Below are 22,030 nucleotides of genomic sequence, written 5' to 3'. Positions count from 1 at the left end.
ATTGTCAATAAAAAATAAAAAAAAGACAGCATGATTGCTGTCTTTCTAAAATGGGCGTTCCTGCTTCAGCATATCTTTAATGACAGAAACAAAAGCCTGCACCTGTTTTAATTCAAATGCCGGCTCATAACCGAGCAGCCATGTGTCACGGCCGATCGGATGATCTTTTGTATCAAGCAGGGGCATTTTATTTACTTTGTCTTCCTCTTCTAAAGTGACTGACGGCAGAATGGCATAACCGATTCCGTGCAGCGCCATCTGCTTGCACGTTTCAATCTGATCGACGAGGATGGTCTGTTTCGGCGAGGTTTTGAATTTTTGATGCCACCAATGCTGAATTTCCTGAAAATATGTACTGTCACTTTTGAATTGGATAAACGGCCGATCGGTATGGGCAATATCATCAATACAGGAAATTTCCGTATCAACCAAATATAAATGATCGGTCATTAAATAATCTTTCCGGCCTTTCCATTCCGGATTTCCCCGGATAATGCCGATATGTACCTGATCTTCATACAGACTTTTCAGCATTTCGCTGCTCCACCCTGTAATGAGAGAGACCTTTGCATTCGGATATCGTTCCACATATGTTTTTAACACTTTCGGAAGCCAGTGCTGCCCGATAATGGAGGCGACGGCAAGCTTTAATGTGCCGTGAATCTCACCCTCAAGTTCATCAATGTTTTCTCTGATTCTTTCTTGCCGATCCGTGACGTCATTTGCAAATTGTATGATTTTTTCTCCTGCCGGCGTTACCGTAAGTCCTTTTTGAGATCTTAGAAAGATCTTTGTTCCCCAGGCTTTTTCAATGGTCTGCAATCGCTGGGACAGAGCCGGCTGTGACACGAATAACCGTTCGGCAGCCTTCCTCATGTTTAATTCCTCAGCCAAAACTACGAGCATATGAAGCTCTTGAAGCTGCATGTCGTCCTCCTTTTCAATGCCTTTTCGTATTTCTTATCTACCATTCTAATAAAATAAAGGCTGCCGAGGCAAGCGCCACTCATATGTATGCGTTTTCTTTTTCCGGCATGCAAAAGAACAAATAGGCTGATCGTGCGAGCCTACTTATTCAATGATCTGATATGGCTGCTCAACTGTTTTAACACGACTCTTCTCGTGAAAATGCCTTCAAAGACGCCTTCATCATTTTCAACGCAGACAAAGCCGTTGTTAATGACCATGCTGAACCCTTTGATAATCGGATCATTGATGTGGAGACGGGGAATGTCTTTCAGCATGACTTCCTCAACCGTAATTTGATCCAGTTTCTCAAACTCGATCCGTTCAAGTCCGAAAATGCTGTTCATAATCATATTTGTCCCGATCAAACCGTGCAGACGGTACGAAGCGTCGAGGACGGGAATGGCGGTATAGCCGGTTTTGGTCAGCACTAAAAGAGCATGCTCAAGGTTGTTACCGACTTGAACGTGCGCCACTTTATCCGCCTCGATCATAAATTGTCCGACTGTTGCATCAAGAAGCTGATCTGATTGTAAGCTAATCATGTCACTTCGACCCCTTTACATTTTTCATCAAAGCATGTATTCCCTATATTGCAATAATATAAACATTATCATTTTTTGTCGAAAAGTTTCCGTCAATAAAAAAGATACTCTTTGCAATCGAGTATCAATTTATAGGCCGCTGATTAATTTTCATTCCGAAAACGGTCATAGAGCGTTACGAGTTTTTTATAAGTGGTTCCATCAACGCTTTTTGACCCTGCTTCTATATCGTTGATTTCGCTGGTCAAAAGCTCAATGGCATATTCTTGATTGATCAGGATATTCAGCAGAAGTTTCTGTTCTTCTTCCGTAAATCGTTCACTGATAAGACTCATACGTAATCAGGCCCCCTATTTTTAACTGAATACCTCTGAAAGCAAGGTGAAATTTGCTTTCAGCTCTACCGCTAGAATAAGTAAACAGAAAAAAATCGTCAACCGCATAATTCGACATTTTGCGGATTCTGTATGAAATATTATTTTGTGTAACGATTGGCATAACTGAATGCTGTGCAGGAATCGGGCTTGATTTTCGCTTCAATGCCCATCGAGGTAATGCGGCCGGTCATTTCTTGTATCAATTCTTTTGTCAGCCCTTTTTGACCGATATCCAGATGCACTTCAAATGAAAGATCCGCCCCTTCATCCGCAAAAGGCAAGAGTAAATCTGTCATTTCCATAAGACGGCCGTCGAGGATATGCGCAGCCATCTCCTGGCTGAACGCGGTTTCCAGCGAAATTTTTTCGCGAAGGCTATGTATCGGTCTTGCAAGATCGTGATTTTTCAAACAGCCCCAAGCTCCCTTGCCTGTACGGTGCAAGTGTATAGCCGTAATAAACTTTGTGAAGTCGCGGTAAACTTGTGAATCAGTCCCTACAGACAGCACGTATGCTGAACGGGGGTCTTTATTGACAAAGCGTTTCAGCCGCTCCGTCACGTCTTGAAAGGTCATCTGTGCCTCAGAAAGATTATAAAACAGAAAAGAATCAGCCATGTACGGACACTCCTCTTTCCAGAGTCTACAACCAAACGAACAAGCACGTTCCTTTGCATAATTTAATAAAGCTCCGCTTGCGGAAGACCGGAAGCTTGGTCAGCCTGAAAAATCAAATCAAATTACTGAAGGAGCTCAAAAATTTCAATAGAAATCATGTCAATGTTATCAAACGGATATGTGTTAGGTTTTTCACCTTTTTGGAAAACCGTCAGTTCAAACGTTTGATTTTTTTCGAAATATTTAACACTGCAAATTTTTTCGCCGTTAACTTCAAAATAACGCTGCATCGGCTCGTTCGCCGCTTCCGCTGTTTCTTGCAGACTTTGCAGCCGCGTGATGATACCCATTAATTGTGACATTCTAAAAAAAGACTCCTTTCAAAAAACAACTTCAAATCAACAAGTATTTATTATAATACAAGTTCTACAGAGCATCATACCATAAAGTAGACCGGGATGGCATTTTCCCGCTGGATTTTCAAAAAGAAATAAACGGGAAAACCGTGTTTTCGAATAGTTTGAAGCTTTTTTCGGAATGTCATACACCTTTCAAAAAAATTTTTCGCTTTTTGAGCCGCCATTGTCAGATGTATGTGAGAAGAAGCCTTTTTATGCGCAGACGGCATAAAAAAACTTGGCGGGGGTAGCGCCAAGTTTTTTCGGATCTTGATCTGATAGAGGGGTTGGGGAACAGAGAGTAACTTCTCTCTATAACTAAATGATAATGATTATCAGTATCATTGTCAATCGTTTTTTAAAACTTTTTCACACTTATAAAAAAAAGCGGCATACAGCAGCCGCTTTAAAGTAACCCGTCCTGTTCATATAAATAAGAGTAAGGCAGATCGATAAATAAATACATATTGTCATCCATCGGGTATGAAAAGGTTCTGATCATCTCACCCGTCTCAATATCACTGTACAGGTCACTGAAAAAACCTTTTCTTGAATTCCGCATCTTCATGATGTTTTCTAAAAAGTACGGACGCCAGCTCCAGTTTTTCTCCATGTATTCAGGCTGATAAAGCCATTCGCCGGACTGCTTGAACACATTTCCCGTCAGCTGATAGCCTTCTTCATCACACATATAAATTCTGAAGCAGCAGTCGGTCAGGTTTTCCGCCAGTTTTTTAATAAACTCATCGTCCGCCTGATGGGTTTTCTTCAGCTCGGAAACTGCCTGATTGACCCGCTTATAAAAATTCTCAGAGTGTTCATATACCGTTTCCAGCTTCTTTTTTTCTCTCGTGATAAATTGCTGAAACTCCGTTTTCAAGCGTGCTTTTAACAGGCTCCGGTCTATAAAATCCCCGCTCGGCGCCTGCAGATAATAGCCTTGAAAAAATCGGCCTCCGTTTCTCCATGCGTACTGGAGCTGGAAATCAGCTTCTATATCTTCATACAGCAGCGCGGCGCCGATTTTTCTCGCCAGCAATGAAATGCTGTACAGCACATGCTCATATGATGGTGACGGCTGAGATACCTTCAGCGCCTGCAAATCTATTTTCAGAAGGTCCGGTGAAAGGAGCGCGATTCTGTCCAGGTTGCTGCTCTCCTTACCTATATTGTCCACCGCGATTTTAATGCCGTATGTACGATAATAGGCAAGCATATGGTACAGCTGTTCAATGTCGCCTTCGAAATTGTGCTCGGTGATCTCAAGCACAATACGGTTCAATTCGATGCCCTGCTCTTCGTATTCTTTCAAAAGCTCAAGAAAGCTTTCGCCGTGGTCAAGCATCAATACATTCGCATCCTGATTGATAAAAATCAACAGATCACGATCAGCTTCTTTAAACCGCTCCAGCGCCTGCCTGATGACTCTGTCATCGACCTCAAGCTTATATTCTTCCGGAATGCCGGAATCTAAGAAAAACGACCCGAGGCTCTCAATCTCCGCATCTGCCAAAATCCGGCCAAGCACTTCGTAGCCTACGACTCTTTGTTCCTCAGCGTTAAAAATCGCTTGGTAATACGGAATGACATCATCAATATTCGTCAGTATATCAAGTGGGTCCAACATGTTATCACCTGCTTCTCTATCTTTGTCTGATTATACACAATTATATCAGCACCACAAATGTTTAGGTTAGGGGAAAAGGAGGCAGTACGGCAGCAGCTTAAAATAAAAGGGGGATATTTTTAAGATCACTCTTCAGACCGGTTCATTAAGGACGTTATTCATTTGTTTCACAATCACAAATAAAAGGATAAATATAAGAGCATTATAACCGGCAGCTGTCCAAAAATAATGGCTCCAATCAGTGCTGTTAAATATCCAATCATCATCATGTTTCAACTGAAAAAAAGTTCCTTTTTTATCTAAAGTGCCAAATGTAAGAGTTGTTAACCCGCCAATACTCTCGGAAACGTCAACTCCATACATTGAACCGGCATGATCAGTATGATTTATTGGCATATACGTATAATCAGATAAAATTGTTTCCGCCAGCTTGGTTGGCAGAGACACATATAATACAGCCGATGTATCTCCGAGCCCACTCAAATACTCCCTGGCTTTAATACATTTCGTTTCATCAGGAAAATCTATGTGATATAGCTTTTCAAATCTGATTATTTCATCAGATGTAAGATTGGTATTTTGATAATACTCCGGAGTAAAAGCACAAATAATAAAGTACCAAATATTAAAGATGATAGCTAAACTGCTTACAAATAGTACAACGAACCATTTTAATAATTTCTTCAATTAACCGCCCCTTAATCTTTCAAAATTATATCATAATTTTGAATAGAAAATAAAACAAGCGAACGGCGGCTTTAACGTTCGCTTGTTTTGCAAAATCATCAATATCTGAAAAATTAAAACGGATAAGGATTCAGCCATTGTCCCCCGTCCATTGTGATACAATCCCCGTTTATATAGGACGCTTCATCAGATAGCAAAAACGCTGCCAACGCGGCGATTTCTTCCGGTGTGCCCAGCCGGCCGAGCGGCACACTGTTCATAGTGCGGGACACCGCTTTTTCCGATTCAAACAGCTTCTCCGCACCGCCTGTCCGTTCAATCGGGCCGGGGGCTATCGCGTTTGTGCGGATGCCGTATTTGCTCCCCCATTCAACGGCCAGCGTTCTTGTCAGTGACAATACCCCCGCTTTGGCTGCAGCGGAATGAACGACACCCGCTCCCGCTCCCCATGCGTATGTAGCGGCCATATTTAAGATGACGCCCTTCTGCTCCTGCTCGATCCAATGCCTTGCCGCGGCTTGGCTGCAGAAAAATGTGCCGTTTAAAACAATCTCAATAACAGCTTTCCATCCATTGGGCGTCAGCTTCTCTGCCGGGCAAATAAAGTTGCCGGCCGCATTGTTAATCAGCGCATCGAGCCGGCCAAAGACTTTTTTCGCTTCTGTAATCATGTCTGAAGCGGCGGAATCAGAACGGACATCCATTTGAAAACAGGCGACCTGCCCCTCAAAGGTCTCAATTTCTTTTTTTGTTTCCTCAAGTGCTTCATGGTTCCTCCCTGTCACCATGACGTGCCATCCTAATTCAGCCTGTTTTTTCGCCATTGCTTTTCCCATGCCGCTTGAACCGCCTGTAATGATTACCGCTTTCTTATCCATAACAAACCCACCCCTTTTATTGAATGAATAATCATTCATAATTTTATCACAGATGTCTTTCCGCGTCATTACATGCTGAGAAGGGATTTTTCAGCCAAGCTGATGATATAATAGAAAAACTCTGACAAAGGTTGGTTTTACATATGGAGAAAATGACCAGAAGAACATTTTTAAAAAGAGGATTCGGTGTTTTGGGTGCAGCTCTTGCAACGGCTTGCGGAGGTTACGGCTATGCCCGGTATATTGAACCGCGCATGATTGAGATCACCCGGCATACAATCACCAACCGCCTGATCCCCCGCAGCTTTGACAATTTTAAAATCGTTCAATTCAGCGATACGCACCTCAGTGATGTGTTTACATCCGGTGACATGAATAAAGCAGCGGAAAAGATCAATCAGCTGAAACCCGATCTGCTCATCTTTACGGGAGATTTAATTGATAAGCCGCATTTATTTAATGATCACCAGCGTGCACTCGCCGTGCTGCAAAATCTTGAAGCTCCCTTCGGCAAACTTTGTGTTTACGGAAACCATGACCACGGAGGCTACGGTACGAACACGTACAAGGCTCTGATGGAAGCTGCTGATTTTCAAGTGTTTCGAAACGGCTATCGTCAGGTGCAGCTGACAGACGGAAGCCGGATTGAACTCGCGTTTTTGGATGATGTAATGCTCGGAAAACCCGATTATGAAGGCACCCTGTCCCGCCTTTCCGAAGATGCGTTTTCCATTTTAATCGTCCACGAGCCTGATGCCGCTCTCGAGATAGGCGGATATCCCGTAAACCTCCAGCTGTCGGGACACACTCACGGCGGCCAGGTCCAGCTCCCGTTTTTCGGCCCTCTCATTACGCCTCCTTACGGAAAAACGTATACCGACGGCATGTATACGCTGCATGACACAGCCGTTTACGTCAATCGCGGGCTCGGTACGACAAGACTGCCGTATCGATTTTTAGCCAGACCGGAAATCACGCTGTTCACATTGAAAACCGAGCAAAAATAAGACTTTTATCCTGATGCACAGACACCCCCTCCGTAATATGTATATGGAAAAGAGCAAAAAGGAGGGTGATGAAACTGCTGACATATCAAGTGAAACAAGGAGAAACCATCTCAAGCATTGCGCAAGACTTCAGAATAAGCACTGCTGCTCTCCTTCAGGCAAATCCCTCAATCCAATCGGTCATATACGCGGGACAGCACATTATCATACCGAATCTTCCTGACCCATCCACCATTCCCTACTCCATCATCGTGTATATCGGAGCGAAGAAACTGGAGTTATACCGCCTTGGCAGGCTCATCCGTACGTACCCCATCGCAGTCGGAAAAATATTGACGACCACGCCGACCGGAGAATTTTACATCGTGAACCGCCAGCCTAAGCCCGGAGGCCCGTTCGGCGCTTATTGGCTCAGCCTCTCTAAAATTCATTACGGCATTCACGGAACAAATAATCCTTCCTCCATCGGCAAAGCGGTATCAAAAGGATGCATCCGGATGTATAATCAGGACGTCACTAAACTTGCCGCTGCCGTTCCTAATGGAACAAGGGTGACTATTATAAGATAGAAAGATCTTATTTGTTAATGGAACGAGCTGATGATAATATATTACAGTGGGACCTTTAGGGTAAGGAGCGTGTTTATGGATATATTTAAAAATCGCAATTTTGTTCGTCTCTTTTTCGCAGCACTCGCTTCTCAAATGGGAACGACTGTAGGTAATATGGCTTTCGCTTTTTACTTGCTGGACCATTTTTCAAATCAGCCGGCATACACGACTTTGGCTGAGCTGATGTATTCACTGCCGACAGTTTTCGTATTTCTGATTGTCGGTGTCGCAGCTGACCGGCTTGACAGGAAAAAGGTCGCAGAGAATTGTGACTGGATCAGAGCCGGACTGACGATCGTATTGTTTGCCGCATTATACACCGGGAGCATCCCTCTCGTGTTCTGTATTTTGTTCATCAGAAGCGCCGTGACCAAGTTCTTTTTCCCGGCGGAAGCCAGCCTTGTACAAGCTATTCTGCCTAAGGAGCATTACGCGAAAGCGGCGGGACTTAACCAGATCCTGTTCAGCATCTTCATGGTATTCGGCGTCGGTATAGGCGCGTTTATGTATAAAACGATCGGTATTCACGGAGCCATTATCCTTGATTTTGTCAGCTTTATTGTATCAGGCTTTCTGATCCGCGCCTGCCGCATTCCGAAAGAAGCCCGTCAGCCGAACGGCCCTTTTAAATGGGGAGATTCGTTTCTGAAAGACTCGGTCGCTGATTTTAAGGAAGGGATCGTATATATTGTTAAAAACAAATTGCTTGCTTCCCTTATTTTCGGCTTTTTTATCTTTGGTTTTGTCAACGGCGGCTTTGCCGTACTGCCGATGTTTACGATGAAATACGGACTTGCGCCTGATCATTACGAATCACATACTTCCATCTTCACCGTCGCACTCGGCTTCGGCCTGCTTGCAGGAAGTGTGATCGGAACGATGATCGCGAAAAAAGTCAAACCGCATCATTTGATGTCGATTCCTATTTTGGCAGCCGGACTGCTCATTTTTGTCCTCGGCTATACGGATAAGCTGTGGATTTATTATGCGGCGGCTTTCGTCCTCGGCATGTGCATCGGCCCTGTCAATATCGCCATCGGCGGCTGGATGCCGAAAATTGTTCATCCGAAAATAATGGGCCGGGTCAGCGGCTGGCAGGACCCTTTTATGATGTTTGCCCAATCGATTACACTCGGACTGGTTGCCCTGTTATTTCCGAAATTCGTTTCCAATATTGATTACCTTTATTACGGCATGGGAATCGTGATTTTAGCGGTATTTGTGTTCTATTTTATCGCTCTTCCGAAATACAGCGCCGAGGCAGCAGAGGTCGATGTGCAGCAATCATTAAAGGCTGATTCCGAAAAACATGCGAATCCTGTCTAATAAAGGAAAAAGATGCGCCCTTTTCATCAGAAAAAGGCGTATTTTTATAATCAATATTTGCATTTCAACGCTAAAAAAGTATAATCTATATATGAACTTGATCAATGCAAAGGAGAGAAATAATGGACGACCACGCTTATTCGAAAGAGCTGCAGCCAACCATCGAGAATCTTTCAAAAGCTGTTTATACTGTGAACCGCCATGCAAAAACCGCCCCCAACCCTAAATACCTTTATCTGCTGAAAAAACGGGCATTACAAAAGCTTGTGAAAGAAGGCAAAGGGAAAAAAATAGGGCTTCACTTTTCAAATAATCCCAGGTTTAGCCAACAGCAGTCAGACGTACTTATCTCTATCGGAGACTACTATTTTCACATGCCTCCAACAAAAGAAGACTTCCGGCATCTTCCGCATTTAGGTACGTTAAATCAATCGTACCGCAATCCTAAAGCACAAATGTCTTTGACAAAAGCGAAAAACGTATTGCAAAAATATGTGGGCTTAAAGGAAAAACCGCTTGCCGCCAACAGGCAGCAGCCCGCTTATCATAAACCCGTATTTAAAAAACTTGGTGAGAGTTATTTTTAATTCCGCCGCAAAAAAGCCGATGCGTCATGCATCGGCTTTTTTCTATTCAATCACGTACGTATCCACTTTTTTAATGAGCTCGCTGATTTCAGGCTTGCTGATCTGTTCATCCGCTCCGACTACTTCGCCCCGGTGGCGCAGGTCGTCCGTAATCAGGGACGAGAAAATCATAATCGGCACATCAGAGCTTTGCGGGTTATCCTTAAGGAGCTTCGTCAAACGATGCCCGTCCATTTTCGGCATCTCAATGTCACTGATAATCATGTCAATATGGTCTGACAGGTTTTCTCCGTTATCCGTCAGTTCCACGACGTAATCATACGCTTCTTTTCCGTTTTCAAACGTAACGATTTCACTGTACCCCGCCTCAGTCAGCTCATCCGTCAAAAGACGCATCAGAAGCGGCGAATCTTCAACGATGATCAGTTTTTTACCCGCCCGTCTTTCATCAAATCCTTCCTGATGGACATGATAAGTCTCAACTCCCGATGCCGATTCAATATCGTAAATGATCTTTTCATAATCAGGCAGAAAGATCATCGTGTCTTCCAGTTTGATGATTCCCGTTAAATGCCGCTCCATGCCCTGGTTCAGGGAAGTCGGCTTTTCAATCGCCTCCCAGGACACCCTGTGGATTTGTGAAACGGAACCGACGTGAAAGACGATTTTCCGTTTGTTGAATTCCGTTACGATATATTTATCGTCTTTTGCTCCTTCGGTATCAACGCCGAAAAAGGAATACAGACTGATGACGGGAAGAATTTCGCCTCTCAGCTTAATCATCCCTTCTACGTCTTTATGAGACTGAGGCACAGATGTGACATCTACCGGCTGAATGATTTCCCGGACTTTCATCACATTTATGCCAAATGTATTGACGCCTACTTCAAATTTGACGATTTCTAATTCGTTTGTGCCTGAATCCAATAAAATATCGTATTGTTGTAAAGACAATTCAATCCCTCGCTATCCGCATTCAGTATTGTACTGTATATATCGGCTGGAAACGGAAAAAGTGAATGTATTCGGTCCAACTGGCCATGAACTCTTTATAAAAAAATGCTTTTTTCTGATATCCCATTGACTTTTTGACATCGAGTGGTAAAATAGTCAAGGATTTTTCAGGAAGAAGGGTGTAATAAATGGGTACAGTAGTCATATTCGACCAAGATCAAATGACGGTGTTAGAAGATATCAGCAAAACGGCTTACCTGCAAATGAAAAAAGAGGCGAAAGAGCGTCCCGACAAGCCCGCTCCATACATCTTATGGCGGGAAGACGTCAGCTTTGAATACGGGTATTAATGACATTCGCCACATATCACAATAGATAGATCATGATACAATGAAGACAATCATTTCAGCTGGTTGTCTTATTTTTTTCTGAAAGAAGGTATGTTTTCACATATCGGACATATACTCGGGATAGTTCAATAAAAAGATGACAAATGCTCAGCTAGTGGTAAAATAGGAGAAACTCAATATATAGTATAAGGTGATGAATTATGGAACATTTGCTTAATCCGAATGTAAAAGAAATTGAAATTTCAGGAATTCGCAAATTCTCAAATCTTGTAGCTCAGCACGACAATGTCATTTCGCTTACGATCGGTCAGCCGGATTTCTTCACGCCGCACCATGTCAAAGCGGCTGCCAAAAAGGCAATCGACGAGAACGCAACGGCGTATACTCCGAACGCGGGCGGACTTGAGCTGAGACAGGCCGTACAGCTTTATATGAAGAAAAAAGCTGACTTGAATTATGAAGCTGAAACTGAAATCATCGTCACAACCGGGGCAAGCCAAGCGATTGACGCGTCTTTGCGGACGATTTTATCTCCGGGCGATGAAGTTATTCTCCCCGGACCGATATATCCGGGCTACGAACCGATCATCCGCATGTCGGGCGCCGTTCCGGTCCATGTGGATACGACGACACACGGATTTAAGCTGACGGCGCGGCTCATTGAAGAATCGCTGACACCAAAAACAAAATGCGTCATTCTTCCTTATCCGTCAAACCCGACCGGAGTGACATTGTCTGAGGAAGAGCTGCAAAACATCGCAGCCGTCCTGAAGGGCAGAAATGTTTTTGTCCTGTCTGATGAGATTTACAGCGAATTAACCTATGACAGACCGCATTATTCGATCGCGTCTTATTTGAGAGACCAGACGATCGTCATCAACGGCCTGTCAAAATCACACAGCATGACGGGCTGGAGAATCGGTTTCATTTTCGCACCGAAAGAAATTGCCAAGCACATCTTAAAAGTTCACCAATACAGTGTGACATGCGCGTCTTCAATCTCTCAGAAAGCGGCTCTTGAAGCGGTGACAAACGGTGTTGATGATGCGCTTATTATGAGAGAACAGTATAAAAAGCGGCTTGACTATGTATATGACCGTCTTGTCTCAATGGGGCTTGACGTCGTAAAGCCGTCAGGCGCATTTTATATCTTCCCTTCCATTAAGTCATTCGGAATGTCATCGTTTGATTTTAGTATGGCTCTTTTAGAGGATGCAGGTGTGGCTCTAGTGCCCGGCAGCTCGTTTTCAAAATTGGGTGAAGGGTATGTGAGGCTGTCATTCGCATATTCACTGGATACATTGAGAGAAGGCTTGGACCGGCTGGAAGCATTTATTTTAAAAACGAGAGAATCCATGCAGACTATTTAAACAACGGCATAACGCCGTTGTTTTTTATTGTTTCGGGAATGTAATATGAAAGGCCGTGCCTCTATCCGGTTTGCTGTCTACTTGGATAGCTCCCTGGTGGTTTTTAATAAGGTTGAATGTGACCATCAGCCCCAGGCCGGTTCCTTTTTCTTTCGTTGTCAAAAACGGTTCGCCTATTCGTTTCAGCACGTTTTCCGGTATCCCGTCACCCTCGTCTTTCACCGTCACATTAACGGAATACTCATCTTCTGTCATAAGAATGTGAACCGTTCCCCCATCCGGCATCGACTCAACGGCATTTTTAATCAGATTGATAAACACCTGTTTCAGCTGATTTTGATCACCGTTAATATACATGCTGTCATGTTCGTAATCCGTTTTGATAAAAATCCCTTTCAGATTTGCCTGCGTCTCTAAAAGAGCGGTCACTTCACTGATAATTTTCTTTAAGTTTACACGCTCTTTCACGGCGTTTTGCTGAGGTTTGGCAAGCATTAAAAGCTCACTTAAAATTAATTCGATTCTGCTCAGTTCAGAAAACACAATTTCAAAGTAATGTTCGTTTTCCTCCATCGTCGGCTTCATGAGCTGTAAAAATCCTTTGATCGCCGTCAGCGGATTGCGGATTTCGTGAGCGATTCCCGCCGCCAGCTGCCCTGCGATAGACAGCTTTTCCGACTTCAGCATTAATTCCTCCGTCTGCTTCCGCTCAGAAATGTCACGCAGAATGACCTGTACGGCCGTTTCTCCGAAAAACGTCGTCGGAATGCAGACCATTTCCGTGTAAATCAGCCGGTTTTTAAAGGTAAACCACGATTGCTTAATAATTTCTGACTCGGTCTTTCGGTTGATAATATTTTGGATCCGCTGTTTCACGCCGTCATGATCACAGGGATGAAGCTGATCATAGACGTTTTTCCCGATTAAATCTTCATATGTTTCAGCCTCAAACAGCGAAATGCCCGACTCATTCATGAATACCCATTTATCATTGTGAATCACGGCGATCGTATCAATTGAATTCTGAATGAGGAGCTGATAACGCTCTCTGCTTTTTTGCAGAATCGTTTGGAATTTTTTCCGTGAAGAAATATCAATCAGAAGCAGCAATTCCGCCCGCTGATTTTTATATGTCGTCGGTGCCGCCTTTACTTCTAAATGAACGGGCGTGCCGTCGAGCCTTCTCCACGTCTGTTCGATCATTCCGACTTCCATTCCTTTTTGCATCCGCACAATTCGGTTTTTCACAATGTCGTGATACTCTTCTTCAATAAACTCATAAGAGCGCCTGCCGATTACCTCGTCTTTGCTTTCGGCTCCCAGCATGGCAAGCATCGCGTTGTTGGCGTATGCGATTGTGCCGTTGATGCTGACATATAAAGGATTCGGCAGCATTTCGACAAGACGCTCGAATTCGCCGTTTCCAGCCGCATCTTCCGACTGTTGTTCTGCCTTTTGCTTCTTTTGTTCATACATATAAGGCCGGCGGGGCGTCTTCTCTTCAAGCACCTTGATTTTGAGGATGATTTCCCGATCCGTCCCCTCCATTTGCGGTGTGACAATTTCCACACCCGCTTCAAGCCATACGATGGTATGATCTTTTTTAATAAGACGAAAGGTGCAAGGCATCAAATGATGCTCATTATAGAAGTAACTTTCAACCAAAAATTGATCTTCTTCATGCAGGAACGTTTTGAGAAATGATCCGATCATCTCTTCCTGAGAATAACTGAAGTACGATATGCAGTTTGCAGAAATATACATAATACGCCCGTTAGACGTCAAAACGGCATGAAGATCGGTTTTCGATTGAAACTGTTTGACATGCTGAGTATCCTGTTCCACAGAATCCCTCCTTTGCATTATACTCGCACTGCAGGCTGGACACGGACTGATATAAAAAGAAATTCCACTAGATTGATTCGCTAAAAAATGAGCATTCTCCTTCTATTCTTATTGTGAACGTCAATTTTCCTGAATGAAAGAAAGGGCGCACGAGATGTTCGGCCGCCCTTTCTTTTGTTATTTTTTATTGTATTTCTTTTCAAGCTCTTTGTAAGCGTCAATTGCTCCTTTGGCAATGTTTTTACTTACATGATCTTTATCATCTCGAACAGACGGAACGACGACGCTGAATGCCACTCGTGGATGTTCTGATGGATAATAGCCGACAAAGGTCAGGTTATACGTGTCTTTCCCCCACCAGTTTTTGTTCGTGCCGTAATAGTGCGTCTGCGCGGTTCCCGTTTTACCGGAAACATCGGCGCCGGACCCCTGGAATGTTGAATAAGCCGTTCCTTGAGGTGAGCTTGTAACCAATTTCATCCCTTTATGAACTTGGTCAAAATCGCTCGGACTGTTATTTACTTTGTTCAAAATTTTAATATCTCGCTGTTCAATCGCTTTTCCAATCTTGTTTTTGCTGTCCGGTTCATGAATGCTTGTGACGATCCGCGGCTGGACGCGATACCCGCCGTTTGCGATGGCTGAAATATATTGAGCCATTTGAAGCGGCGTATACGTATCAAACTGTCCGATCGCAAAGTCAAGCAGCAATCCCCCGACCATTTGCGGATTTGACTGCATGCCCGCTGATTCCTGCGGAAGATCAATCCCGGTCTTCACACCCAGGCCGAATTGGGCGTAGTAGTTGCGCATTTTCTTAATATCGTCTAATCCGGCAGGCAGCGTGCCGTGCGGGACGTAGGTAATGCCCGCGATATGCATGGCCACATGAAACATATATACGTTTGAACTTCTTTGCAGCGCAGTCAGCTCAGTAATGGCTCCCATTTGTGTCCACGATTGTTTTCTCGTTTTGCCTTTAAATACAAGCGGCGCATCGACAAACGTTTTATAATGCGGGAGGCCGCTTTGGTAACCTGCGAGAACAGTCGCTCCTTTAACAGAAGAGCCCATCTCATATTGGGTCGTAAATGCTCCGATCGCAAAATCCTGTGTTTTATTTGTTTCGAGATCGATTCGTTTCCCCGCCATTGAGAGAATGTCCCCGTTGTTCGGGTCCATCATGACGGCAAATCCTCTGTCAACCATATAGTTGCCTGCGGCTCGGCTTCTTCTCAGCTCTTTTTCAATGACTTTTTCGACTTTCGACTGTAGTTCCATATCGAGCGAGAGCTGCAGATCGTAGCCTCTGCTGCCTTCATCGACGGGCTTTTGGCTGACGACCTCACCTTTGCTGTTTTCCACATACTCTACTTTTTCTTTATGCGCGTTTAAATAGTCTTCATACTGATATTCGATGTAGCTTTTTCCCACTCGGTCATTCAGTGAATAGCCTCTTGTGACATAGTAATCTTTCCGTTCGCCCAACAATCCCTGTTCCGGTGTCGTCACACCGCCGAACAGAGAGTACAGTGTTTTGTCGTACGGATATTTCCGCGTCCAGTCATTGATTACGTCAATGCCGGGGAGCTCTTTCAGGTGCTCGGATACGACGGAAACTTCTTCATATGTCAGGTCGCTTTTCGGTTTTTGCTTGTTGTTTTCATGCTCGTCAAGCAGTGAACCGCTGTTTCCGTTTCCGTTCAGCTTATTCGGGTCCATTGATTTGACGACTTGCGGCTGATAGGCGTTGCCGCTTGAAAAACGCGTATAAATCGCCGCGATTTCCAGCTCTTTTTTATCTTTTTTGATCGCATCAATCTCCTGCTTCGGGACGCGTTCAATCTGGCGTTTGTACACTTCTTGGGATTTCAGGCTGTTTTCTGAATCCTTCATAAGCTTTTCCGCCTTCTTCGGATGTGCGGCAAGCCAGTAATCAATGATATTTCGATCCTTCATAAATTCAGTATCAATGTGAATCAGTGCGGCGAGATTTTTTGCCGTTTTCAATTTGTCCTTTGCCGAGGTTTTTGAGGTGGATACATATACAATTTCGGGCACGGCCTGGTTATCAACCGCCACTCTGTTCCGCTTGTCATACATCTTTCCCCGCGGTGTCGGATAATAGGCGGTTTTTGCGTTTGCCTTCTCCGCATCCTGGCGGTGTTTATCCCCTTCGACAATCTGGACGATGCCGAGTTTAAAAATCAGTGCCGTAAAGAGAAGAAAAACAATCAAAAAATAGAGATTCATTCTCAGCGCTCTGTAACGTTTCGTTTTTTTCTTTGGTTCGCGCGCGACTTCAGCCACTTTCTGTTACACCTCTCAAATCATTGAATATATTTACATAAACAGATTTTAATTGTAACATTTTTGTAAAAGTTGTTACAGCGAAAACGGGTAAAAAAAACTGTCAAGATCAAATTATCTTAAAATATATCTAACACTTCAAATAATTTGAAGAGATGTAACGGATTTTTAAAATAAATACAGATCGTTTTTCCTGATATAAAGCCATTTTTCTGTGCTCAATTACAATTATGACAAACGTTTGTTGTCAAAGGAAATGGCTGCCTGCATTATGACAAAAAAGCTGTGATAAGATTTTTCATGTAGAAAAAAACTTCTCTGGGAGGCTATTAACTTATGAAAAAAGCATTTCTCTTATCTGCCGCCGCGGCAGTCAGTTTGATTACATTCGGAGGCATTCAGCAGGCATCTGCCAAAGAGCTGTCATGCCAGCACGTCGTTACCGTGAAAAAAGGAAACACTGTACAGCATCTGACTCTTCAAGAGGCTGTTGAAAAACTACATATGAAAACGAGCGTGAAAAAGCTGAACGTTAAAAATGAGAAAGAACTGACTCATCTGCTGCAAAAACACGCAAAGCATTCTGATATGACAGTTAAAGACGTTCAAAAAGAAACACCGGCAAAAACGGCTCCGACAGCTGCCGAAAAACCGAAAGCCGATCAAAACCAGACGGCTGACAATGCAAAACAGACAGATAACACAAACAACAGCAGCGAGAAAACTCCTTCTTCTGTCAGTGCGTACGAAAAGAAAGTCGTTGAATTGACAAATGCAGAGAGACAAAAGCAAGGCTTAAAACCTCTGCAGATTGATGAAAAATTAAGCAAATCAGCTCACGCAAAATCACAAGATATGAAAGACAAAAACTATTTCGATCACCAAAGCCCTACTTACGGTTCACCGTTTGATATGATGAAGTCTTTCGGAATCACTTATAAAACCGCCGGTGAAAATATCGCCAAAGGACAGCCGACTCCTGAAGCTGTCGTTAAAGCTTGGATGAACAGTGAAGGCCACAGAAAGAACATCATGAATCCTAAGTTCACTCAAATCGGTGTCGGTTACGTAGAATCAGGAAACATCTGGACACAGCAATTTATCGGAAAATAAATAATAAAAAAGATTGCCCCTGCGGGCAATCTTTTTTATTTCACCCAAAGCTTATAAATGCTTTGAGTTCCGCTGTTTTCTTCACCTTGCGCGGAAAGCTTGTCGTATAATGATTTGGCGAGCGCCAATCCGGGCATCTCTTCTCCCATGAGCTCCGCTTCTTCAAGAGCAATTCCCATGTCTTTAATAAAGTGTTTCACGTAGAATCCTGGTGCAAAATCGCCTTTCAGCATACGGGGAGCGAGGTTGGACAATGACCAGCTTCCGGCAGCTCCGGTTGTAATGCTTTTCAGCACTTGTTCCGGGTTCAGACCGGATTTTTCAGCGTAAGCCATCGCTTCAGCCACTCCGACCATTCCCGCTGCAATCGCGATCTGATTGCACATTTTCGTATGCTGGCCGCTGCCAGCCGGCCCTTGATACTGAATGTTTTCCCCCATAACGGAGAAAAGCGGCAGGCATGCTTCAAACGCTTCTTTTTCTCCTCCGGCCATAATGGCAAGCGTTCCGTTCCTCGCGCCGATGTCTCCGCCGGAAACGGGTGCATCCAGGGCGTGAATGGATTTTTCTTTGGCTTTCTCCGCTATCTTCTTCGCCAGAGACGGTTTTGATGTCGTCATGTCAATGACAAACGCCCCTTCTTTTGCATGACGAAGAATGCCGTTTTCGCCGAAATAGATTTCCTCGACATCACTCGGATAGCCGACCATGGTAATAATGATGTCTGCTTTCTCTGAAAGGTCTTTGACCGTCTCCTGCCAGACCGCTCCCTTATTCAGAATCTCTTCCGCTTTTTGTTTCGTCCGCGTGTAGACTAAAACAGGATAGCCCGCTTCTAAAATGTGCGATGCCATACTGTTTCCCATGACGCCCAAACCGATAAATCCGACCGTTTTGTTCACTGCGCTTTCCTCCCCTGATGCGATTCATAATATCATTCTCTCATGTCTATATTACCATATTATAGGCTGATAGAGTCCGCGTTACAAGGTGAATTTAGAAATAGCGCTGATCAGATCTTCGCTTGCGCTCTTTAACATATCAGTCGATTGCTTCACTTTTTCAAGCGTAACGAGCTGTTCATCAGTAGAAGCATTCACTTCTTCCGCCGCTGCCGCAGATTCTTGAGAAATGGCGGAGATGCTTTGAATCGCTTCTTGAATCGCGGCTTGTTCTTCACTCATTTTTTGAATGTCATTGTAAATATGATCTATACCTTGAACGAGAGACTGCATTTCCGTCGTAATCAGATTGAGGACCTCACCCGTTTCATGAATGGCGCTGTTTTGTTCATCATTCATTCTGCTTGCCTCAATCATCGCGTGTGACGCTTCTTTTGTCTCAGATTGAATCAGCCGGACCGTTTCACTGATATGGCCGGAAGAAAGAGCTGATTGTTCAGCAAGCTTGCGGACTTCTTCAGCGACGACGGCAAAGCCTCGTCCGCTTTCTCCCGCTCTAGCGGCTTCAATACTCGCATTCAGCGCCAAGAGATTCGTCTGGTCTGAAATGGCGGATATTGCCGTCACGACTTCTTCTATGTTTTTCGTTTGTTCTTCCAGGTCATTCAGCATTGCCTCTACTTTTTTCGTTTCTGAATTGGCTTCGTTTGACTTCATCAGCAGCTGCCCGAGCGCGTCCAGTCCTTTGTAGCTGGCATCCTCTGAAGATTTTGAGAGTTGTTTTATGCTGCCTGCGCGATCTGCGATTCCTTTTATTTTGACTGAGAGATTTTCTGATTTTTCGTTGATCGTCTCAACCTCTGACGCTTGCTCTGTCGCTCCGGCGGCGACTTCCTCTATCGCTTTTGCGATTTGTCCGCTCGTTTCATTTGTTTCTTGTGAAATGACGGTTAGCTGGTCAGATGTATCAGACACATTTTCTGAGGAGGCCTTAACCTGTTCGACCATCTCTTTCATATTTTCAACCATTTGATTAAAGTCTTTTGTTAACTCGCCTACTTCATCTTTTGATTTCGTCTGGGCGCGGACGGTTAAATCTCCGGCTGAGACTGAATTTGTTTTGGCGATCAGCTGCTGAATCGGCCCGGTTATCGTTTTTGCTAGTAAATAGCTGAGTCCGATCGTAATCACAAGAGCGATCAGTGACATAAAAATGCTCACCGTGTTCATTTTGTCGGCTACTCCCATCAGCTGATCTTTTTCAAACTGCGTTCCGACTTTCCACCCTGTTTCTTTTACCGTTTGGTAGACGACCATGTTCCCCTGCAGCTCTTTGATGCCTTCTTTATCCGTAGTGATGTCTTTTAACGTCTGATCTTCCGAAATATTTTTTCCCTGTTTTTCCGGATGCGCCAGCAGAGAACCGTTTTCATCCGCCAAAAACGCAAATCCTTTATATGGAACCTTTTGCTCGTTGACCATGCTCTGAATGGAGGACAGCTTCAGATCTAAGCTCGCCACTCCGACGACGGTTCCGCTGTTTTGAATGGCTTTTGACGCCGTCACAATCATGTCTCCCGTCACTGCATCTTTATAAGGGTCAGTCCAGACAACTTTATCGGGTTTTTCGGCCGCCATCTTATACCACGTTCTATTTGTCGGATCATAGTCTTTGGCAAAATGTGCCTTTGGATATGTAAACATTTGTTTGTTTGCGGTTCCGACGTACGCAAGCGCGACATATTTGTCATTCCGTCCGATCTGTTTTAACTCATCGTTAAAAAGCCGCGCGGTTTCTTTCTTCCCATCTGATAGAAAAGACCGGGACAATTCACCGCCTGCTAATCTCATTAATACGGTCTCATCATTTTTCAGCTGAAGCTCAATGTTCTGACCGAGTGAATTGGTGACATTCTCTGTCGTACGTTTTGCTTCCTCCGTCATCATCGGCTTTAATGTCAAATATGAAGAAACCGTTAAAAAAACAACCGTTACGATAAGCATTACCGATACAAACACAGCAATTTTGATGTGCATTTTTTTAAACATAACCATCCCCTCCTGAGAGTTATATCGGTCTTTCGGCCAAGAAAATGAATAAACCTTGAAATAAATATCAAAAATTTCCGCCATTTGGCGCAGCAAAAAAAGAGCCGTCATGCCGACAGCTCCGCCTTACGTAAAATATTCGATTTTCGCTTTCGGGAAATAGGTTTCGATATAAGACTCCAGTGTTTCCCTTAAAGCATGCTCTTCGTCTTTTTGGTATATATACTTGCCGATTCCGTAGCGTCCCCATTTGTATCTGCGCTTTTCTTCATCAAGCTCAAGCTTTGTTTTCGGATAGTTCTTCTCAATCACCCGTTTGGCCGGTTTTGTAAAACGGTGCTGGATCAGTTCAAATGTGATGTCATGCCGAACGTCTTCATCAAGCGCCGCATCAAGTTTCTCAAACAGTTCCTTATAGCCTTCCTCCCAGCCATCGTGAATATAAATCGGCGCCACGATGAAACCGAGCGGATAGCCCGCTTTAGCGACTTTGACGGCGGCTTCTATCCGTTTGTCGAGCGGAGAAGTTCCCGGTTCAAAGTTTTTAATGACATAGTCCGCATTGATGCTGAATCTGAACCTAGTCTTTCCGTTATGTTTTGCATCAAGCAAATGATCGACGTGGTGAAATTTAGTCACGAATCTGAGCTGTCCCAATTCGCTTTGTCCGAAATGTTCAATGGCTCTTTTTAATGTATGTGTCAGATGATCGATTCCTACGATATCAGACGTACAAGAGGCTTCAAATCTTGTAAATTCCGGCGCCCGTTCTTTCATATACTCATCAGCCTGATCCAGAATCTCTTCCACATTGACATATGTCCGGATGTAAGGCTTTGACCCCATCGTCGTCTGCAGGTAGCAATAGTGACAATGCCCCATACAGCCCGTCGCAAATGGAATGGCATATTCGGCGGACGGCTTTGAAGAATCGAATTTCAGTGTTTTCCGGACGCCGATTACCAATGTTGATTTCGCGTTCCGGTATTGCTGCAAGTGATTTTTTCCCGGAATATTCCGGACTTGATTATGCGATGTCGTTTCTCTGATCTCAAGCCCCATGTTTTCAAACTTATTCTTCAGCTCTTGTCCTAACGGGTATTCGAGCGCTCTCGGTTCAATATAAACAAGCTGGGGCACAAACGGCTTCAGCATAGACAGACACTCCCTTTACATATTCTCATGTTGTTACTTTCCGTTGAAAAGAGAGTGAATATGCGTTGTAAACATTTCCTTTGATCAATGATATCGGTCTTCTTCAAAAAGCTCGCTGTAAAGCGCTTCCGCTTCCTCATATGTCGAAAAGACCGCGTCATCTTCGGCCAGCGGATGATAGGTTTCGTATAAAAACAGAGACAGTTCTCCCTCATGATACGGGTGATGGACGATCTCCGCCTCTTTAATATGGGCAACATTGGCGGCATGCGGATTGCGGTAAATCACATAGACCGTATCCCCCGCTGCAAATGATTTTGTCATAATAATCCCTCCTGTTGAAAGTTATTGTTCCC

At 44.1% G+C, this 22,030-nt stretch carries 21 protein-coding genes and 1 pseudogene; 7 read left to right on the top strand and 15 right to left on the bottom strand.

Annotated elements, in window-relative coordinates; genetic code table 11:
• Positions 1–45 precede the first annotated feature (45 nt).
• From ccpC to fadH, 8 genes are all read right to left on the bottom strand, one after another.
• Positions 46–927, bottom strand: a complete 882-nt coding sequence (gene ccpC / locus K3G25_RS02760; RefSeq protein ID WP_007611101.1) for a transcriptional regulator CcpC — start codon at positions 925–927, stop codon at positions 46–48.
• Positions 928–1,067: 140 nt separating this feature from the next.
• Entirely contained in the window at positions 1,068–1,511 is a 444-nt protein-coding gene (cbpB, locus tag K3G25_RS02755) for a cyclic-di-AMP-binding protein CbpB (RefSeq protein WP_003154608.1), read from the bottom strand.
• Between the two features lie 143 nt (positions 1,512–1,654).
• On the bottom strand, positions 1,655–1,846 hold the full coding sequence (abbA, locus tag K3G25_RS02750) for an antirepressor AbbA (protein WP_003154609.1): 192 nt from the start codon (positions 1,844–1,846) through the stop codon (positions 1,655–1,657).
• Positions 1,847–1,986: 140 nt separating this feature from the next.
• Positions 1,987–2,505 carry a ribonuclease H-like YkuK family protein gene (locus K3G25_RS02745; protein ID WP_012117439.1) on the bottom strand — a complete coding sequence of 173 codons (519 nt, stop codon included), beginning with the start codon at positions 2,503–2,505 and terminating at the stop codon, positions 1,987–1,989.
• 122 nt (positions 2,506–2,627) lie between these two features.
• Positions 2,628–2,867 (bottom strand): YkuJ family protein, encoded by a 240-nt coding sequence (locus tag K3G25_RS02740; protein WP_003154613.1) that lies wholly within the window; start codon positions 2,865–2,867, stop codon positions 2,628–2,630.
• Between the two features lie 442 nt (positions 2,868–3,309).
• Positions 3,310–4,530, bottom strand: a complete 1,221-nt coding sequence (locus tag K3G25_RS02735; RefSeq protein WP_014417611.1) for an EAL domain-containing protein — start codon at positions 4,528–4,530, stop codon at positions 3,310–3,312.
• 132 nt (positions 4,531–4,662) lie between these two features.
• Entirely contained in the window at positions 4,663–5,217 is a 555-nt protein-coding gene (locus K3G25_RS02730; protein WP_154817639.1) for a hypothetical protein, read from the bottom strand.
• A gap of 113 nt (positions 5,218–5,330) precedes the next feature.
• Positions 5,331–6,095, bottom strand: coding sequence for a 2,4-dienoyl-CoA reductase (gene fadH / locus K3G25_RS02725; protein ID WP_003154618.1), 765 nt, complete (start codon positions 6,093–6,095; stop codon positions 5,331–5,333).
• A gap of 143 nt (positions 6,096–6,238) precedes the next feature.
• Between fadH and K3G25_RS02720 the strand changes: the two genes are divergently transcribed.
• From K3G25_RS02720 to K3G25_RS02705, 4 genes are all read left to right on the top strand, one after another.
• Complete coding sequence (locus K3G25_RS02720) at positions 6,239–7,102, top strand: metallophosphoesterase (RefSeq protein WP_232489574.1); 864 nt, start codon at positions 6,239–6,241, stop codon at positions 7,100–7,102.
• 74 nt (positions 7,103–7,176) lie between these two features.
• Complete coding sequence (locus K3G25_RS02715) at positions 7,177–7,671, top strand: L,D-transpeptidase family protein (RefSeq protein WP_088056573.1); 495 nt, start codon at positions 7,177–7,179, stop codon at positions 7,669–7,671.
• A 75-nt stretch (positions 7,672–7,746) separates the two neighbouring features.
• Positions 7,747–9,039 (top strand): MFS transporter, encoded by a 1,293-nt coding sequence (locus K3G25_RS02710; RefSeq protein WP_014417606.1) that lies wholly within the window; start codon positions 7,747–7,749, stop codon positions 9,037–9,039.
• A gap of 122 nt (positions 9,040–9,161) precedes the next feature.
• A complete protein-coding gene (locus tag K3G25_RS02705) occupies positions 9,162–9,626 on the top strand; it encodes a YkyB family protein (RefSeq protein WP_014417605.1) in 465 nt (154 codons plus the stop codon).
• Between the two features lie 42 nt (positions 9,627–9,668).
• Here the strand turns inward: K3G25_RS02705 and cheV are convergent, their stop codons facing one another.
• A complete protein-coding gene (gene cheV / locus K3G25_RS02700; RefSeq protein ID WP_232489573.1) occupies positions 9,669–10,580 on the bottom strand; it encodes a chemotaxis protein CheV in 912 nt (303 codons plus the stop codon).
• Between the two features lie 188 nt (positions 10,581–10,768).
• On the opposite strand from cheV, the gene K3G25_RS02695 reads away from it, so the two are divergent.
• Together K3G25_RS02695 and K3G25_RS02690 are read left to right on the top strand one after the other, a co-directional pair.
• Positions 10,769–10,930, top strand: coding sequence for a hypothetical protein (locus K3G25_RS02695; protein ID WP_007409608.1), 162 nt, complete (start codon positions 10,769–10,771; stop codon positions 10,928–10,930).
• Between the two features lie 200 nt (positions 10,931–11,130).
• Positions 11,131–12,344, top strand: a pseudogene (locus K3G25_RS02690) (aminotransferase A).
• Here K3G25_RS02690 and K3G25_RS02685 read toward each other — a convergent pair.
• Together K3G25_RS02685 and K3G25_RS02680 are read right to left on the bottom strand one after the other, a co-directional pair.
• Positions 12,325–14,145: a PAS domain-containing protein gene (locus tag K3G25_RS02685; protein WP_232489572.1), complete on the bottom strand. Its 1,821-nt coding sequence runs from the start codon at positions 14,143–14,145 to the stop codon at positions 12,325–12,327. The pseudogene K3G25_RS02690 and the gene K3G25_RS02685 overlap by 20 nt on opposite strands.
• Positions 14,146–14,322: 177 nt before the next feature.
• Entirely contained in the window at positions 14,323–16,455 is a 2,133-nt protein-coding gene (locus K3G25_RS02680) for a peptidoglycan D,D-transpeptidase FtsI family protein (RefSeq protein ID WP_232489571.1), read from the bottom strand.
• Between the two features lie 336 nt (positions 16,456–16,791).
• Between K3G25_RS02680 and K3G25_RS02675 the strand changes: the two genes are divergently transcribed.
• Positions 16,792–17,568: a CAP domain-containing protein gene (locus tag K3G25_RS02675; protein WP_061862140.1), complete on the top strand. Its 777-nt coding sequence runs from the start codon at positions 16,792–16,794 to the stop codon at positions 17,566–17,568.
• A gap of 35 nt (positions 17,569–17,603) precedes the next feature.
• Here K3G25_RS02675 and K3G25_RS02670 read toward each other — a convergent pair whose 3' ends face one another.
• The 4 genes from K3G25_RS02670 to K3G25_RS02655 form a co-directional block, all read right to left on the bottom strand.
• Positions 17,604–18,470 carry an NAD(P)-dependent oxidoreductase gene (locus tag K3G25_RS02670; protein ID WP_108654833.1) on the bottom strand — a complete coding sequence of 289 codons (867 nt, stop codon included), beginning with the start codon at positions 18,468–18,470 and terminating at the stop codon, positions 17,604–17,606.
• A gap of 81 nt (positions 18,471–18,551) precedes the next feature.
• Positions 18,552–20,519: a methyl-accepting chemotaxis protein gene (locus K3G25_RS02665; RefSeq protein WP_109567368.1), complete on the bottom strand. Its 1,968-nt coding sequence runs from the start codon at positions 20,517–20,519 to the stop codon at positions 18,552–18,554.
• 126 nt (positions 20,520–20,645) lie between these two features.
• A complete protein-coding gene (splB, locus tag K3G25_RS02660; RefSeq protein ID WP_003154644.1) occupies positions 20,646–21,674 on the bottom strand; it encodes a spore photoproduct lyase in 1,029 nt (342 codons plus the stop codon).
• Positions 21,675–21,758: 84 nt separating this feature from the next.
• Positions 21,759–21,998 carry a splAB operon transcriptional regulator SplA gene (locus K3G25_RS02655; RefSeq protein WP_003154646.1) on the bottom strand — a complete coding sequence of 80 codons (240 nt, stop codon included), beginning with the start codon at positions 21,996–21,998 and terminating at the stop codon, positions 21,759–21,761.
• Between the last annotated feature and the right edge of the window lie 32 nt (positions 21,999–22,030).

The organism is Bacillus sp. FCW2, from assembly GCF_021228595.1.
Lineage (GTDB): Bacteria > Bacillota > Bacilli > Bacillales > Bacillaceae > Bacillus > Bacillus velezensis.
This window is presented reverse-complemented; position numbering and strand designations above follow the sequence as displayed.

Coding starts and splice junctions, on each gene's coding strand:
- ccpC (WP_007611101.1), bottom strand. CDS start 927: ATGCAGCTTCAAGAGCTTCATATGCTCGTAGTTTTGGCTGAGGAATTA.
- cbpB (WP_003154608.1), bottom strand. CDS start 1,511: ATGATTAGCTTACAATCAGATCAGCTTCTTGATGCAACAGTCGGACAA.
- abbA (WP_003154609.1), bottom strand. CDS start 1,846: ATGAGTCTTATCAGTGAACGATTTACGGAAGAAGAACAGAAACTTCTG.
- K3G25_RS02745 (WP_012117439.1), bottom strand. CDS start 2,505: ATGGCTGATTCTTTTCTGTTTTATAATCTTTCTGAGGCACAGATGACC.
- K3G25_RS02740 (WP_003154613.1), bottom strand. CDS start 2,867: ATGTCACAATTAATGGGTATCATCACGCGGCTGCAAAGTCTGCAAGAA.
- K3G25_RS02735 (WP_014417611.1), bottom strand. CDS start 4,530: ATGTTGGACCCACTTGATATACTGACGAATATTGATGATGTCATTCCG.
- fadH (WP_003154618.1), bottom strand. CDS start 6,095: ATGGATAAGAAAGCGGTAATCATTACAGGCGGTTCAAGCGGCATGGGA.
- K3G25_RS02720 (WP_232489574.1), top strand. CDS start 6,239: ATGGAGAAAATGACCAGAAGAACATTTTTAAAAAGAGGATTCGGTGTT.
- K3G25_RS02710 (WP_014417606.1), top strand. CDS start 7,747: ATGGATATATTTAAAAATCGCAATTTTGTTCGTCTCTTTTTCGCAGCA.
- K3G25_RS02705 (WP_014417605.1), top strand. CDS start 9,162: ATGGACGACCACGCTTATTCGAAAGAGCTGCAGCCAACCATCGAGAAT.
- K3G25_RS02695 (WP_007409608.1), top strand. CDS start 10,769: ATGGGTACAGTAGTCATATTCGACCAAGATCAAATGACGGTGTTAGAA.
- K3G25_RS02675 (WP_061862140.1), top strand. CDS start 16,792: ATGAAAAAAGCATTTCTCTTATCTGCCGCCGCGGCAGTCAGTTTGATT.
- K3G25_RS02665 (WP_109567368.1), bottom strand. CDS start 20,519: ATGTTTAAAAAAATGCACATCAAAATTGCTGTGTTTGTATCGGTAATG.
- splB (WP_003154644.1), bottom strand. CDS start 21,674: ATGCTGAAGCCGTTTGTGCCCCAGCTTGTTTATATTGAACCGAGAGCG.
- K3G25_RS02655 (WP_003154646.1), bottom strand. CDS start 21,998: ATGACAAAATCATTTGCAGCGGGGGATACGGTCTATGTGATTTACCGC.